Here is a 14,251-nt window from a genome sequence, read left to right as displayed (position 1 = left end):
CGCACTTGTTCAGGAACACGACGATGTATGGAACGCCAACTTGGCGGGCCAGCAGGATGTGCTCGCGGGTCTGTGGCATTGGGCCGTCAGCTGCGGAGCAAACCAGGATCGCGCCGTCCATCTGCGCTGCGCCGGTGATCATGTTTTTGATGTAGTCGGCGTGGCCTGGGCAGTCAACGTGAGCGTAGTGACGGCCGGCGGTTTCGTACTCGACGTGCGCGGTGTTGATGGTAATGCCGCGTGCTTTTTCTTCTGGTGCAGCATCGATCTGGTCGTAGGCTTTCGCTTCGCCGCCGAATTTCTTCGACAGAACGGTTGCGATTGCAGCGGTCAGGGTGGTCTTGCCGTGGTCGACGTGGCCGATGGTGCCGACGTTAACGTGCGGCTTGGTCCGCTCGAATTTCTCTTTTGCCATTTTAGACTCCTAACGATTTGTGTGATTGGCAGGGAACCTGCCCGACTGTCTTGATAATGCTGCGTAGTGCGTACTGCGAATTCTGGTGCCCTTTACGTGGATTGAACACGTGGCCTCTCCCTTACCAAGGGAGTGCTCTACCACTGAGCTAAAAGGGCTGATTTGGGTACTGCGGGGTACTACCTTCGATGCTTGCGCATCTGCATTGCAACAACACTGGAGCGGGTGAAGGGAATCGAACCCTCGTCATAAGCTTGGAAGGCTTCAGCTCTACCATTGAGCTACACCCGCGAGGTATTGGTTCAATTCAATTCAATTCAATTACTGCGCCACTCAGTCTTTTTGCAAAAACTTGGTGGAGGGGGCTGGATTCGAACCAGCGTACTCATAGAGAACGGATTTACAGTCCGTCGCCTTTAACCACTCGGCCACCCCTCCGCGAGGAACCGCAGAGTATGAAGCAATTTTCTCGAACCGTCAACTCTTTTTATCACCTTGTCGGTGCAGTGTTCACAGTTCGTCTGCTTCGGGGCGAGATTTTAAACGCACCAACTGCAAAAGTGCAAGTGTTGTTTTTACGTTGCATGTTTTCCTATACAATCGGTCGAACCAATGAGACTCCTGGAGCCCTGCGTTTGAATAATCGAAGCGGTCGCTGGCGCATTGTCCTGCTCGCCAACCTGGCCTTGTGGGCCGCCTACTTCCTCACCGGCCGTCTCGGCCTGCTGCTGGCGCTGCCGCCCGGCTATGCCTCCCCGATCTTCCTGCCGGCCGGCATCGCCCTGGCCGCCTGCGTGGTGGGCGGCGCCCGGCTGCTGCCGGGCGTGGCCCTGGGCTCGCTGGCCGTCAACCTGGTCTATCCCTGGCTGAGCAGCGCCGGCATCACCACCGCCGCCCTGCTGGGCGCCTGCGCGCCGGCCTTTGGCGCCGCGCTGCAGGCCTGGGTCGGCAGCACCCTGTTCCGCCGCTACATCGACCCGGCCATCGGCTCCGGCCGCGACGTGGTGCGCTTCATCTTCCTGGCCGCCTGCGTCACGCTGGTGTCGAGCACCGTCTCGCTGTCCGGCATGATGGCGCTCGGCATCCTGCAACGCGACACCCTGGCCGCCGACTGGCTGGCCTGGTGGATGGGCGACACCATCGGCATCCTGCTGGCGGCGCCGCTGAGCTGGATCGTCATCGGCCGCCCGCGCGCGCTGTGGGCGCGCCGCCGCCTGCTGGTGGGCCTGCCGCTGCTGCTGTCGGCCGCAGCCTTCATCGCCATCTACCTGCAGGCCGACCGCTGGGAAAACAACCAGCAGCTGCAAACCTTCCGCCTCAAGGCGCAGCAGACCGGCGACCTGCTGCAGGCGCAGTTCAGCGAACACGAGCGCTTCATCTACGCCATGGCCAAGGCGCTCAACGACCCGCGCCGCTCGATCAACGCCGAAGACTTCGGCAACCTGTCGCACGGCTACCTGGACCAGCGCCCGGAACTGATGTCGATGGCCTGGCTGACGCCGGTGGCCGGCAGCGAGCGCGCCGCCTTCGAGGCCTGGGCGCGCCAGCATGCCTCGCCCGACTACGCCATCCGCGAACGCGACGAGGCCGGCAACTTCCTTGTCACCGGCCAGCGCGAGCGCTACTTCGTCACCACCTTCGTCGAACCGGTGGCGGCCCGCGTCTACCTGGGGCTGGACTTCCTGCACGACCCGCTGCGCCGCACCGCGCTGGAGCGCGCCATCCAGTCTGGCCAGCCGACCGCCACCGCGCCGCTGCAGCTGATCCCCGGCGCCCCCAGCACCGGCCTGCTGCTGCTGCAAACCGTCTACCCGCCGAGCAGCCGCCACCAGGCGGTCGGCTCGCTGCTGATCTCGATGCAGTTCGACGCCTACCTGAACCAGGCGCTGAAGCGTTCCGAGTTCCCCTACTTCCTGGTGCGCTTCGAAGACACCGACGACGACGGCCCGCGCCGCGTGGTGCAGGACACGCTGCACCGCGCCGCCGGCGACAGCGACTTCCAGCGCCAGCTGCACTTCGGCGGCCGCATCTACGAACTGACGCTGGCGCCGACGCCGGCCTACCTGCAGCAGCAGCGCGGCTGGCAGAGCTGGACCGTGCTGACCTGCGGCCTGCTGCTGACCGGCCTGCTGGGCACGCTGATGATGCTGATCAGCGGCGAGCGCGCCCGCATCCAGGCCGAAGTCAAGGATTCCACCTCGCGCCTGCGCCAGCGCGAAGCGCGCCTGCAGGCCATCCTCAACAAGGCGGCCGACGCCATCCTCACCGTCGACAGCAGCGGCACGCTGATGTCGGCCAACGCCGCCGCCGGCCGCCTGTTCGGCTACGCGCCGGAGAAGATGAGCGCGCTGCCGCTGGACAAGCTGATTCCGGTCGGCGTCGGCGAGGCGGCCGGCCTCGACGCGGCCGGCCTGCTGCGCATGATCGCCTGCGGCGTCACCCACGAATACGAGCTGCCCGGCTGGCGCAGCGACGGCAGCGAATTCCCGCTGGCGATGTCGGTGTCGGAAGTGGAGCTGCCGGACGAGCACCTGTTCGTCGCCATCCTGCACGACCTGACCGAACAGCACCTGGCGCAGGAACACATCCATCGCCTGGCGCACCACGACACCCTGACCGGCCTGGCCAACCGCCTGTCGCTCAACCTGCGGCTGGAGCAGCTGCTGGCGCAGACGCGCCGCAGCGGCGGCATGGCGGCGGTGCTGTTCATCGACCTCGACCACTTCAAGAAAATCAACGACACCCACGGCCACGCCACCGGCGACATGCTGCTGGTGGCGGTGTCGCAGCGGCTGCAGGAACTGCTGCGCGAAGTCGACACCATCGCCCGCCTGGGCGGCGACGAATTCATCGTCGTCACCGACGGCGCCATCACGCCGGACGAAGCCTCCAACATCGCCGTGCGCATCGTCGACGCGCTGACCGCGCCCTACCACCTGAACGGCAAGACGGTGCACAGCGGCGCCAGCGTCGGCGTCGCCATGTTCCCGACCGACGGCGAGGACGCCGGCACGCTGATGCGCCACGCCGACACCGCCATGTACGCGGCCAAGAGCCAGGGGCGCGGCAACTTCCAGTTCTTCTCGGAGGCGATGAACAGCGCCACCCACGAGCGCCTGATGCTGGAAAACCGCCTGTGGCAGGCCTTGGAGCAGAACGAATTCGAGCTGTATCTGCAACCGCAGATCGAGCTGGCGACGCAGCGCATCATCGGCGCCGAGGCGCTGCTGCGCTGGCACCATCCGGAGCTGGGCATGGTGGGGCCGGACCGCTTCATTCCGATCGCCGAGGAGTCCGGCCTGATCCTGCCGCTGGGCGACTGGGTGCTGCAGCGCGCCTGCACGCTGCTGCACGCATGGCGCGCGCCGGGACTGTCGCATCTGCGGCTGGCGGTCAACCTGTCGGCGCGCCAGTGCCACGGACCGGGGCTGCTGCCGCACCTGGACCGCATGCTGCTGAGTCACGGCATCGATCCGGCGCTGCTGGAACTGGAAATCACCGAATCGGCGGCGATGCAGGATCCGGAACGCAGCCGCGCGCTGCTGATCGAACTGCGTTCGCGCGGCATCAAGGTGGCGATCGACGACTTCGGCACCGGCTACTCGTCGCTGAGCTACCTGAAGCTGTTCGAGATCGACCGCATCAAGATCGACCGCGGCTTCGTCAAGGACATCGAGAGCGATCCGAACGACGCGGTGATCGTCGCCGCCACCATCGCGCTGGCGCACTCATTGGGCCTGGAAGTGATTGCGGAAGGCGTGGAGACCGAAGCGCAGCGCGACTTCCTGCGCGCCAAGCAATGCGACGAAGCACAAGGCTACCTGTTCGCGCGGCCGATGCCGGTCGCGCAATTCGAAGCCATGGTGCGCAACGCCGAGATGCCGGCCTAGTCGGGCGTACGGCCGATGGTGGGGTCGCGCTCGATCATTTCCAGCAGCGCCGCCACCACTTCCGGATCGAACTGCTTGCCGGCGCGGTCGCGGATGTAGTTCACCGCCTCGGTGTGCGGCCACGGCTCCTTGTACGGGCGCTCGTGCAGCAGCGAATCGAACACGTCGACCACCGCCACGATCCGCGCCGCGATCGGAATCGCCCGCTCCTTCAGCTGGTTGGGATAGCCGTTGCCGTCCCAGTGCTCATGGTGGCCGCCGGCGATCGCCGCGCCATAGGTCAGGTAGCTGACGCCGTCGACCATATTGGCCGCCCGTTCCAGGATGGTGCGCCCCACCGCCGCGTGCATCTGCATCTCGGCGCGCTCCTCCGGCGTGTGGATGCCCGGCTTGAGCAGGATGTGGTCCGGCGTCGCCACCTTGCCCACGTCGTGCAGGATCGACGCCAGGCCGATCATTTCCAGCAGCTGCGGCGTCACCTCGTCCACATACGCGCCGCGCTCATGCAGGCGCTGCGCCAGCGACGACGACAGCATCTGCACCCGCCGCACGTGACCGCCGGTGCCGCCGTCGCGGAACTCGGCCAGGTCGGCCAGCGCCACCACGGTGGCCTCCTGCGCCTTGCGCAACTGGCCGAACATGTACAGGTTGTCGAACGCCGCCGCGATGCGCTGGCAGAACACTTCCAGCAGGTCGCGCTGGATCTGCGCCAGCGGCCACGGCGGCGTCACCGAAATCGCCACCTCGCGGTTTTCCTGGGTATGGATGAACAGCACGTTAGCCGGATGCTCGAACTGCGATTTTTTCTCGGCAAACGCCTTGGCGATGGTCGGCCACAGCGGATGCGTCGCCGGCATCAGCTCGGCGTCGTTGAGTGCCGCATAATGGCCGGTGGCCGCCACCACGGTGGTGACGCCGGTGTCGCCCTGCATCAGGCACAGCACGCCGTCCGAGCCGACATCGAGAATCGCGCTGACCTGGTTCAGCACGCCCGAGGCGAACTCGCGCAGCGAATGGATCTGGTACAGATTGGTGGCGCCGGCCAGGATCTTGCCGAGGCCGACGCGGCTGCGCTCCAGCATGTTCAGGCTCTCGTAGGCGCGCAGCGCCGAGATCACCGTGGTGAACAACTTCTGCGTGGTCAGCTCGGTCTTGGCCTTGTAGTCGTTGATGTCGTATTCGATGATGACGCGCTGCTCGGGTGCCTGGCCCGGCTGGCCGGTGCGCAGCACCACCCGCACGATGGAGTTGTGCAGCTCTTCGCGGATGCGGCGCGCCAGGATCAGGCCGGCGTCGTCGGTTTCCATCACCACGTCCAGCAGCACCAGCGCGATGTCCGGCGTGTCGCGCAGGATGTCGAAGGCTTCGCGCCCGCTGTAGGCGGAGAACAGCTCCAGCTCGCGACCCTTGAAGCTGACATTGCGCAGCGCCAGCCGGGTGACGGCATGCACATCCACATCGTCGTCAACGATCAGCACGCGCCACAAACGCTGGTCCGGGGCGCCGAGACCACTGGCGGGAAGCTCGTCTTCGTCTTCGTCGATCAGCCAGTTGTCGTCTGCGGCGTTGGAATCGGTCATTACACATCTCCTGTTGTTACCTTCAGGATAATCAGATTCCACCACCCTGACAACTCTTATCGAGGATGCGCTGCGGCATTAGTTGTTGACGGGAGATGCCCCTGGGTCGACGCTGGCGGCGGCAGTGCGGCTGGGGCCGCCGCAGGCGCCGGGATTGGCGCCGACGTCCAGGTTCTGGTAGCGGATTTCGTACTTGCCGTTGCTCAGTTTGTCGACCAGCAGCTTGTCGTGCGCCTGCACATAGGCATAGCGCACATTCGAGCGGCGGTCCATGTCATACACCTTGATGAACACCGCCGAGGCATTGCCGCCGTTGTCCAGGGTCAGCTGCATGTCGTCGCCGTGGTTGCCGACCGGGAAACCTTCCATGTAGCCGGACCGGGCCGGCCACGGCTCGCCGTTGGGCGCCAGCAGGGTCTGCGTCTGGGTTTCGCTGTCGCACTCGGCGCCGGCGCCCGGCAACACCACCTGCGAGGCCGCCACCACCTTGATCGGCGCCGGCTTGGCCGCCGGTCCGTCGGCCAGCCGCGCCGTGGCCCAGGCGTCGTGCAGTTCGGCCCTGGCCTCGGCCCGGCTGTCGCGGCTGCGCGGCGCCGCATCCGGCGTGGCCGCATTGGCGTTGATGCCGCTCTTGCCGCTCCAGGCGCTGCTCAGGTTGCCCATCAGCTGCGGTTCGGCAATCATGGTGGCGCCGCCGATCCAGCCCAGCACCAGGCAGGCCGCCAGGCCGGCCCAGGTGCGCCAGTCGCGCCGGCGCGGGCGTCGGGAGGGACCGTCGTGGACGTGTTCGGGATGCCAGCCGGCGTCGTGCTTGTGCTTGTCGCCGCGGTGGCCGTCCTCGTTGCGGGTGCTCTCCAGCCACTCGATTTCCCATTCCTCGGAGGCGATCCACTCGTCGTGCTCCTTGCGGCGCTGGGTGTCGGACAGGGTCTCGTAGGCGCTGTTGAGGATGGCCATGATGCGCGCAGCCTTCTCATCCCCCGGATTTTTGTCCGGGTGGTACTTTTGGCTGAGCGCCTTGTACGCGGCACGTATGACCTCCTGCGGCGCCATACGCGACACTTTCAGGTTGTCATAGTGGGTGTGAATCTTGGCCATAGCTGGAAATCGACGCAGAATCAATCATCATAGCCCATCTTAGCGCATGCAACCCGGAGATCAGGCAAGGATTTGACTTGCTTTTCTACTCAATGTGATTTTTTATCTACAGGCGATGGGTCCGGTCCTGCAGGACTATGGCTTCCGGCAATTCCACGCCCTTGCCCACCACCAGCACCTTGAACAATTCGCCCATTTCCGCCGGCGACACCAGCTTCTGCATGGCGCGCGCCTGCGGCAGGTAGGCCATGGCGTCGGCCGGGTCGGTGCGCAGCAGCAGCTCGCCGATGCCGGCGCCCAGCAGGAAGCCGGACTGGTTCAGGTAGCCCAGCACGTCGATGCCGGCGTCCTGCGCCGCCAGCGCCATCGCCGTGAAATCGACGTGGGCGGTGATGTCCTGCAGGCCGGGATAATAGAACGGGTCCGGATGGGCGTGATGGCGGTAGTGACACATCAGCGTGCCGGCCGCGCGCTGGTCGAAGTAATACTCGTGCGCCGGGAAGCCGTAGTCGAACAGGAAGGCGGCGTTGGCCTTGCCGCCGGCCAGCATGCGCGCCAGCGTCGCCATGAAGCTGCCGGCGATGCCGTGCAGCTCGGTCACATAGCCGTCCGGCAGCTGCTCGTGCTCCGGGATCTGGCGCGCGACCTGCGCCAGCAGTTCGTCGCTGGCCGGCGTTGCCTGATACTGGAAGCGGCCGTCCGCCACCGTCACCTGCAACTCCTGCCAGCCTTCCGGATGCTTGATGACCAGGTGCACCGGCATCGCATCCAGCACCTCGTTGCCGAACACCACGCCGTCGAACGACGCCGGCAAGGCGTCCAGCCATTGCACCTGCGGGAAGTCGCGCAGCTTTTCCTGCTGCCGTCCGCGCAGTTCGCCGGACAGCTCGACGATGTCATAGCGCTCCACCGTCACCCCGGCGGCGGCCAGTTCGGTCAGGATGTCGAAGGCCAGCTTGCCGGTGCCGGCGCCGAATTCGAGGATCCGCGGCGCGCTTTGGGCGATAATAGCGGCTGCAACCCGCGCCAGCGCCGCGCCGAACAAGGGCGACAGCTCCGGGGCGGTTGTAAAATCGCCATCTTTTCCCAGCTTGGCGGAACCGCCGCTGTAGTAGCCCAGTCCCGGCGCATACAGCGCCAGTTCCATGTAGCGGGCGAAGGAAATCGCACCGCCATGGCGTTCGATGTCGGCGGCGATCAGGGTCTGCAGGGTGTGGGACGCGGCCAGCGCGTCGCTAGAAGGTACGGGTAAGGACATCCCGGCATTATATCCAGTTCAACATGATGACAGCACAGGACAACTTAGCTCCGGGCCAGCGCGTGGCCCTCGTCACCGGCGCCGGACGCCGGATCGGCCGCGCCATCGCGCTCGGCCTGGCGCGCGCCGGCTGGGACGTGGCGGTGCACTACCGCGCTTCCGAGGCCGAGGCGCGCGCCGTCGCCGCCGAGATCGCGGTGCTGGGTCGGCGCGCCGTCACCCTGCAATGCGAGCTGGCGGACGAAGCGGCCGTGCGCGCATTATTGCCGCGCGCCGTCGCCGCGCTGGGCGCCGTGCACTGCGTAGTCAACAATGCCTCGCTGTTCGACTACGACAGCGCCGAAGACTTCAGCGCCGCCAGGCTCGATGCCCACATGCGCGCCAACGTCGCCGCGCCCATCCTGCTGGCGCAGGCGCTGCATGCCGCCACGCCGGACGGCGGCCAGGCGTCGGTCATCAATCTGCTGGACCAGAAACTGTACAATCTCAATCCTGATTTTTTGTCGTACACCCTGTCCAAGGCTGCGCTGCACACCGCCACCACCATGCTGGCGCAGCAGCTGGCGCCGACACTGCGGGTAGTCGGCATCGCGCCGGGCATCACCATGGTGTCCGGCGACCAGACCGAAGCCGGTTTCGCCAACGCGCACCAGCAAACGCCGCTGGGCCGTTCCAGCACACCAGAAGACATCGCCGACAGCGTGGTCTACGCCGCGTCGGCGCGCGCCCTGACCGGCACCACGCTGCTGGTCGACGGCGGCCAGCATCTGCTGCCGCTGCCGCGCGACGTGATGTTTTTGGCCAAATAATTTAATCCGAAAGAAGGTTACTCCATGCTGTCCGCCCTGATCCACCCGCAACTGAACGACTGCCGCCGCCTGTTCCTGCGCAATTACGAAGTCATGATCAACATCGGCGTCTACGAGTTCGAGAAAAAAGGCGAGCAGCGTCTGCTGATCAACGTCGACCTGTACATCCCGCTGGCGCTGTCGTCGCCGGCGCACGACCAGCTGGAGGAAGTGGTGGACTACGACTTCATGCGCGACACCATCGCCAGGCGCATGGCGCGCGGCCACGTGCAGCTGCAGGAAACGCTGTGCGACGACATCGTGCGCGCGATGCTGGAGCACCCGAGCGTGCGCGCCGCGCGCGTCTCGACCATGAAGCCGGACGTGTATCCCGACTGCGAAGGCGTCGGTGTGGAAGTATTCAAAATCAAGGAAGCAGCATGAACGCAGTCATCGACAACGCCGGCGTGAGCGTCAAATCCGCCGAAAAAATCGCCCACGAGAACAACAAGCTGCACAAGCGCCTGTGCCGCCTGGTCGGCCAGGCCATCGGCGACTTCAACATGATCGAAGACGGCGACAAGGTGATGGTCTGCCTGTCCGGCGGCAAGGACTCGTACGCGCTGCTGGACATCCTGATGACGCTGCGCGAGCGGGCGCCGATCAACTTCGAGATCGTCGCCGTCAACCTGGACCAGAAGCAGCCGAACTTTCCGGCCGACATCCTGCCGGCCTACCTGGACAAGCTGGGCGTGCCGTACCACATCGAAAACCAGGACACCTACAGCATCGTCAAACGCCTGATCCCGGAAGGCAAGACCACCTGCTCGCTGTGCTCGCGCCTGCGCCGCGGCATCCTGTACCGCGTGGCCGATGAACTGGGCTGCAACAAGATCGCCCTGGGCCATCACCGCGACGACATCCTGGAAACCTTCTTCCTGAATATGTTCTTCGGCGGGAAAATCAAGGGCATGCCGGCCAAGCTGGTGTCGGACGACGGCAAGCACATGGTGATCCGCCCGCTGGCCTACGTGAAGGAAGAAGACACCGAGCGCTACGCCGAAGTCAAAGGCTTCCCGATCATTCCGTGCGACCTGTGCGGCTCGCAGGAAAACCTGCAGCGCAAGCAGATCAAGGCCATGATGCGCGACTGGGAAAAGAAATTCCCGGGCCGCGTGGAAAACATCTTCTCCTCGCTGTCGACGGTGGTGCCGTCGCACCTGATGGACCGCGACCTGTTCGGCTTCAAGGACATCAAGGCCGACGGCGTCGCCAACCCGCTGGGCGACATCGCCTTCGACGAGGAACCCTGCTCCACCCCGTCCACGGCGCCCGGCGTCATCTCGCTGCAACGGGAAGATTAAGCCATTCCATCGCCCTCTGCTATAAGATCGGCAACAACCTCACCATCAGGGAGAAAACATGAGTTTGAAGATCGAGACCAAGGCACTGAGCGATGCGATGCTGGCGAATCTCTCGCCGAAGAAGAACGGCAGCGGCGGCGATTTCGGCGCGCTGCTCAAGCACGCCGAAGTCAAGCAGTCGGATGCGGCGGCGGAACTGGAGAAGTACGTCAAGATGTCGCCGGCCGAACGCATGGCGCAGGCGATGATGAAAAAGCTGGGCATCACCAAGGAGCAGTTCGACGCCATGACGCCGGAACAGCAGGCCGCCGTCACGGCCAAGATCGCCGACATGATCAAGCAGCAGTTGCAGCAGCAAACTGCGGAAAGCCAGGGCGGCACGCCGACCCTGTAAAAAAACGGGCCTCGCAATGAGGCCCGTTTTTCTTAGTACTTCTGCGCCGTGCGCAGCACCGGATACAGGTTGTAGCGCTCATCCCACGATCCATGGCGCTTGGCGAAGAACTCCAGCCGCTTGGCCGGGCTCTTGTTGAACTCCGCGTCGGTGTCCAGCTTCTTCTGGAACGCCTCGCGCAGCGCCGGATCGGCTTCCAGCTGATCGCGCGCCACCTCCTCCGCCACATATGACTCCATGTACTCCTTGCGCTCGAAGAAGTTATTGAACTCGCCCCAGGCCAACAGGCCGTCGGCGCCGCGCGGCTCCAGCATGGTCATCACCAGGCGCGCCTTCGGCTGCGCGATCGGCACGAACAGCGCGCCCTTGCTCACCGGACGGCGCTCGCGCGCCCAGTCGCCTTCCACCGCCAGCGACTGGTGGCCTTCAAACGAGGCCTTGCCGAAGGTGGTCTTGGTGGCGCGGAAGGTCTCCACCTCGGCCGACATCTGGTCGTCCTTGATCACCTTGAACTCGATGCCGTGCTGTTTCAGCTTGGCGGCTACCCACGCGGCCTGCGACAGCGGCACGATGTAGCCGCCCAGCGGCGCCGTGACCTTCAGGTCGGGCACCACTTCGTCGCGCAGCGGCACGGTCCACATCTGCGGCTTGTTTTCGTCGTAGCGCGTCCACAGGCCGCCCGACACTTCCGAGTGCTCGCGCGTGTAGACGTAGCCGGGGAACTGGATCATCTTGCTGTTGAAGGTGGTGCGATAGCTGAGCGGGAACTCGCCGCCGCCCAGCGTCAGCGCGCGCGCATCGGCTTCCTTGACCAGCTTCTGCCACTCCTGGCCGTGCTGCGCCACCTGCGACAGCAGCGAGACAATGGTGTTGTGGGTGATGCGCACGCGGGTCGGATAGTCCTTCCACGAGTGGGTTTCCACCAGCATGGCGAAGCGGTTACGCATCGGGAAGTAACCGGTGGAGAAGCGCGGCGTCGACATGCTGTCGACAAAGCCGGATGCCGGATCGTCTTCCTTGTCGAACGAGATGTAGTATGGCTTCGGATCGGAGCCCTGCGACTTCAGGTCCGCCATCACATTGTTCTGCAGCGCGGCGCCGGCCACTTTCAGCGCCTCGTCGCCGCCGTGCACCGGCTCGACCTGGATCGACACGTCGGGCTGGAACTTGGCGCCGTCGGTCACGTGCAGGTCGACATAGGCCAGCGGATCCCAGGCGTTCACCAGCGCCAGCATGGCCTGCATTTCCGGCGCATCGGCTTTCACGTAGTCGCGATTCAGGTTGTAGTTCTGCGCCGTGACGCGCCAGCCCATTTCCACCGGACCGCGCTGGTTCGGGCGGTTGTTCTTGCCGAAGCGCTCATGGCCGTCGACGTTGAACACCGGGACGAACAGCAGCACCTGCTTGTCCAGCGCGCCCGGCGCCACCTTGTTTTCCAGCGCTTCGCGCAGCGCCAGGAAGCCGGCGTCCTTGCCGTCGATTTCGCCGGCGTGGATGCCGCCCTGGATCAGCATGACCGGTACGCCCTTCTTCTTCGCCTGCTCGGCGGTCAGCGCGCCGGTGCGGGTGACGGCCAGCGCCAGCATCGGCCGGCCTTCCGGCGTGCGGCCGAATTCAAAGCAGCGCACCTGCTTCGGATACGCCTTCTGAAACTGCGCGCACAGCGCAATCACTTCGTCGTAGCGGCCGGTGCTCTGGAAGCCGGAGCGTTCGGAGACGGTGGTCAGCGGCGCGCTGGCTGGAGCAGCGGCGGCAAGGGTAGAGGTAGCGGCAAAGGCAAGCAGTATGGCGGAACGAATCATGAGAGGATTCCAGCTAGGGTTGATCGACCGATGCCTGCGCCGGCATCGGATACGCTGGAAATTATAGTCCGCTTTGTACCCTAGCGAACACGTATTGCAATCTGCTTGCCTTCGGGCCGCAGTACCTCCAATGCACCGGACAGCGTGCGGTTGCGCAGCGGCGCTGCCGGGCACACCCCGTTCGCTCGGTAGCTCAACGCCGTCGCCAGCAGGCCTTCGCTGGCATCACCCAGTTCGTGCGTCAGATCGTCGGCCACTTTGCAGGTGGGCTGGAAGCCGTCGGCATAGTCGCCGAAGCCCTTGTTGTTGGTGCCCTGCGTTTCGATCGCAAAATACGTGGTGCCGCAATTGGGCGCCGGCGTGAAGGCATACGGCTTGCCGCAGGTGTCGCCGCCGATCAGCGTCACCTCGACATCGATGCCGCGCAAGCCATTGATCACCGATTCGCTGGCGGAGCAGGTGCCGGCGGTGGTCAATATCGTCACGCGCTTCAGGCCCAGATAGGGCAGCGCCACGCCGTTTTTCAGCTGGGCCGGTACAAATCCGTACGCGGTGGAGGAAAACAGCTGTGGCTCCACCGGCTTTTGCTTGTCGTTGTAATGCAGATGCTCGAATATCTTGTCGCGCGAGGCTTCCGGTCCGGCGATCATGTAGCCCAGTTCCGCAGCCAGGCGCACATAGCCGCCGCCGTTATAGCGCATGTCCAGGATCAGGTCCGATACGCCGGCCTTCTTCAACTGTGTGAAGGCGTCCGCCAGTTGGCTCTCCGCCACCGCGTTGTGGTCATGGAATTGCAGATAGCCGACAGTGCCGCTGGTCGTTTGCAGCACCCGTGTGCCCTGCACCGGCATCAGCGCCAGGTTGGCCGAAGTCAGCGACACCGGCAACGATGCGCCGTTCCGCGTCAAGACGAACTTGTGCACCTCGCCGGCCGCCTTCGGCGACAGGCCGGCGTTGATCACTGCCAGGTCTTCGGTGGTATTGGCCTGCATGTCGACGCCATCGACCGACTGCAGCTGGTCGCCGCGGCGCAGGCCGGCGGCATCGGCCGACGAACCCGGCTCCACCAGCGCCACCTGCCAGATGCGCGGCAGCACGCCGGTGGCGGTGCGCGACCACGTCAGGCCATAGCTCAGTTCTATGCCCTGGTTGCTCATCGCATACCAGACTTCGCTTGGATAACTGAAGTGGAAGCGGTCTTTCGGCCGGCCGGAGGCGGTAATGGCAGGCGTCTTCAGCACCGCAAAGTATTCGAGCGGCGTTTTGTAATCGGCCATGTTCAGATTCGCCGGCACCTCGTTGTACCAGAGGTAGCTGTCGTCGATGTAAGAGCGCATCCAGCGCAATTCATCGTCGAGTGTTCCCTGTAAATCAAAATACGGCATGCCATTCGGCTGCGGGCCGGTACGCGGATGTTCGCAGTGGCCGTACAGGGTGAACCAGTCCGGCTTGGATGGTGTGACGGGCGGCGTGACCGGCGGCGGGATTTCCGGCGGCGTCACAGGTGGCGTGACTGGCGGTTCGGTTGGCGCCGTCGGTGGCGGCGTGATCGCAGGTGCGGAGGAATCCCCACCGCAGGAGGCCAGCAACATCGGTACGAAAACACACAGGGAGAGCAGCTTCAGTTTCATCGGCAAATCAGTTGGACCAGAGTTTGCCGAT

11 protein-coding genes and 3 tRNA genes are annotated in these 14,251 nt (G+C 64.9%); 5 read left to right on the top strand and 9 right to left on the bottom strand.

Features of this window, described 5'->3' with window-relative positions:
- The 4 genes from GJ698_RS20515 to GJ698_RS20500 form a co-directional block, all read right to left on the bottom strand.
- The coding region (locus tag GJ698_RS20515; RefSeq protein ID WP_154359710.1) for a GTP-binding protein at window positions 1-415 on the bottom strand (415 nt) is incomplete at its 3' end.
- 83 nt (window positions 416-498) lie between these two features.
- Window positions 499-573, bottom strand: a tRNA-Thr gene (locus GJ698_RS20510).
- A gap of 59 nt (window positions 574-632) precedes the next feature.
- Window positions 633-706, bottom strand: a tRNA-Gly gene (locus GJ698_RS20505).
- Window positions 707-768: 62 nt separating this feature from the next.
- Window positions 769-853, bottom strand: a tRNA-Tyr gene (locus GJ698_RS20500).
- Window positions 854-1,050: 197 nt separating this feature from the next.
- Between GJ698_RS20500 and GJ698_RS20495 the strand changes: the two genes are divergently transcribed.
- Window positions 1,051-4,305: an EAL domain-containing protein gene (locus GJ698_RS20495; protein WP_154359709.1), complete on the top strand. Its 3,255-nt coding sequence runs from the start codon at window positions 1,051-1,053 to the stop codon at window positions 4,303-4,305.
- On the opposite strand, the gene GJ698_RS20490 is transcribed toward GJ698_RS20495, so the two are convergent.
- The 3 genes from GJ698_RS20490 to GJ698_RS20480 form a co-directional block, all read right to left on the bottom strand.
- Window positions 4,302-5,885, bottom strand: a complete 1,584-nt coding sequence (locus GJ698_RS20490; protein WP_154359708.1) for a DUF3369 domain-containing protein — start codon at window positions 5,883-5,885, stop codon at window positions 4,302-4,304. The two genes, GJ698_RS20495 and GJ698_RS20490, sit on opposite strands and share 4 nt — an antisense overlap.
- A 78-nt stretch (window positions 5,886-5,963) precedes the next feature.
- Entirely contained in the window at window positions 5,964-6,983 is a 1,020-nt protein-coding gene (locus tag GJ698_RS20485; protein ID WP_154359707.1) for a J domain-containing protein, read from the bottom strand.
- Window positions 6,984-7,089: 106 nt separating this feature from the next.
- Window positions 7,090-8,241 carry a class I SAM-dependent methyltransferase gene (locus GJ698_RS20480; protein ID WP_154359706.1) on the bottom strand — a complete coding sequence of 384 codons (1,152 nt, stop codon included), beginning with the start codon at window positions 8,239-8,241 and terminating at the stop codon, window positions 7,090-7,092.
- Window positions 8,242-8,264: 23 nt separating this feature from the next.
- Here GJ698_RS20480 and GJ698_RS20475 point away from each other — a divergent pair, with 23 nt between their 5' ends.
- Genes GJ698_RS20475 through GJ698_RS20460 form a run of 4 tightly spaced genes read left to right on the top strand, consistent with a single transcriptional unit; the run spans window position 8,265 to window position 10,787 of the window.
- The gene (locus GJ698_RS20475; protein WP_154359705.1) at window positions 8,265-9,050 is read left to right on the top strand and encodes an SDR family oxidoreductase; all 786 of its coding nucleotides are present in this window, start codon (window positions 8,265-8,267) and stop codon (window positions 9,048-9,050) included.
- A 24-nt stretch (window positions 9,051-9,074) separates the two neighbouring features.
- On the top strand, window positions 9,075-9,473 hold the full coding sequence (locus GJ698_RS20470) for a dihydroneopterin aldolase (RefSeq protein ID WP_154359704.1): 399 nt from the start codon (window positions 9,075-9,077) through the stop codon (window positions 9,471-9,473).
- On the top strand, window positions 9,470-10,393 hold the full coding sequence (ttcA, locus tag GJ698_RS20465) for a tRNA 2-thiocytidine(32) synthetase TtcA (protein ID WP_154359703.1): 924 nt from the start codon (window positions 9,470-9,472) through the stop codon (window positions 10,391-10,393). The genes GJ698_RS20470 and ttcA overlap by 4 nt, the downstream gene beginning before the upstream one ends.
- Window positions 10,394-10,451: 58 nt before the next feature.
- Window positions 10,452-10,787, top strand: coding sequence for a hypothetical protein (locus GJ698_RS20460; protein WP_154359702.1), 336 nt, complete (start codon window positions 10,452-10,454; stop codon window positions 10,785-10,787).
- Window positions 10,788-10,819: 32 nt separating this feature from the next.
- Here the strand turns inward: GJ698_RS20460 and GJ698_RS20455 are convergent, their stop codons facing one another.
- The gene (locus GJ698_RS20455) at window positions 10,820-12,589 is read right to left on the bottom strand and encodes a M14 family metallopeptidase (protein WP_154359701.1); all 1,770 of its coding nucleotides are present in this window, start codon (window positions 12,587-12,589) and stop codon (window positions 10,820-10,822) included.
- Between the two features lie 80 nt (window positions 12,590-12,669).
- Entirely contained in the window at window positions 12,670-14,220 is a 1,551-nt protein-coding gene (locus tag GJ698_RS20450; RefSeq protein ID WP_229260092.1) for a S41 family peptidase, read from the bottom strand.
- Window positions 14,221-14,251: the final 31 nt, after the last annotated feature.

The sequence above is a fragment of the Duganella aquatilis genome, assembly GCF_009674565.1.
Lineage (GTDB): Bacteria > Pseudomonadota > Gammaproteobacteria > Burkholderiales > Burkholderiaceae_D > Rugamonas > Rugamonas aquatilis.
The sequence above is the reverse complement of the archived record's forward strand: the minus strand, read 5'-3'. Positions and strand labels throughout refer to the sequence as shown.

Excerpts from the sequence above, each read along its gene's own strand:
- GJ698_RS20475 (WP_154359705.1), top strand. The coding sequence starts at position 8,265 with ATGATGACAGCACAGGACAACTTAGCTCCGGGCCAGCGCGTGGCCCTC.
- GJ698_RS20450 (WP_229260092.1), bottom strand. The coding sequence starts at position 14,220 with ATGAAACTGAAGCTGCTCTCCCTGTGTGTTTTCGTACCGATGTTGCTG.
- GJ698_RS20470 (WP_154359704.1), top strand. The coding sequence starts at position 9,075 with ATGCTGTCCGCCCTGATCCACCCGCAACTGAACGACTGCCGCCGCCTG.
- GJ698_RS20490 (WP_154359708.1), bottom strand. The coding sequence starts at position 5,885 with ATGACCGATTCCAACGCCGCAGACGACAACTGGCTGATCGACGAAGAC.
- GJ698_RS20480 (WP_154359706.1), bottom strand. The coding sequence starts at position 8,241 with ATGTCCTTACCCGTACCTTCTAGCGACGCGCTGGCCGCGTCCCACACC.
- GJ698_RS20455 (WP_154359701.1), bottom strand. The coding sequence starts at position 12,589 with ATGATTCGTTCCGCCATACTGCTTGCCTTTGCCGCTACCTCTACCCTT.
- GJ698_RS20460 (WP_154359702.1), top strand. The coding sequence starts at position 10,452 with ATGAGTTTGAAGATCGAGACCAAGGCACTGAGCGATGCGATGCTGGCG.
- GJ698_RS20485 (WP_154359707.1), bottom strand. The coding sequence starts at position 6,983 with ATGGCCAAGATTCACACCCACTATGACAACCTGAAAGTGTCGCGTATG.
- ttcA (WP_154359703.1), top strand. The coding sequence starts at position 9,470 with ATGAACGCAGTCATCGACAACGCCGGCGTGAGCGTCAAATCCGCCGAA.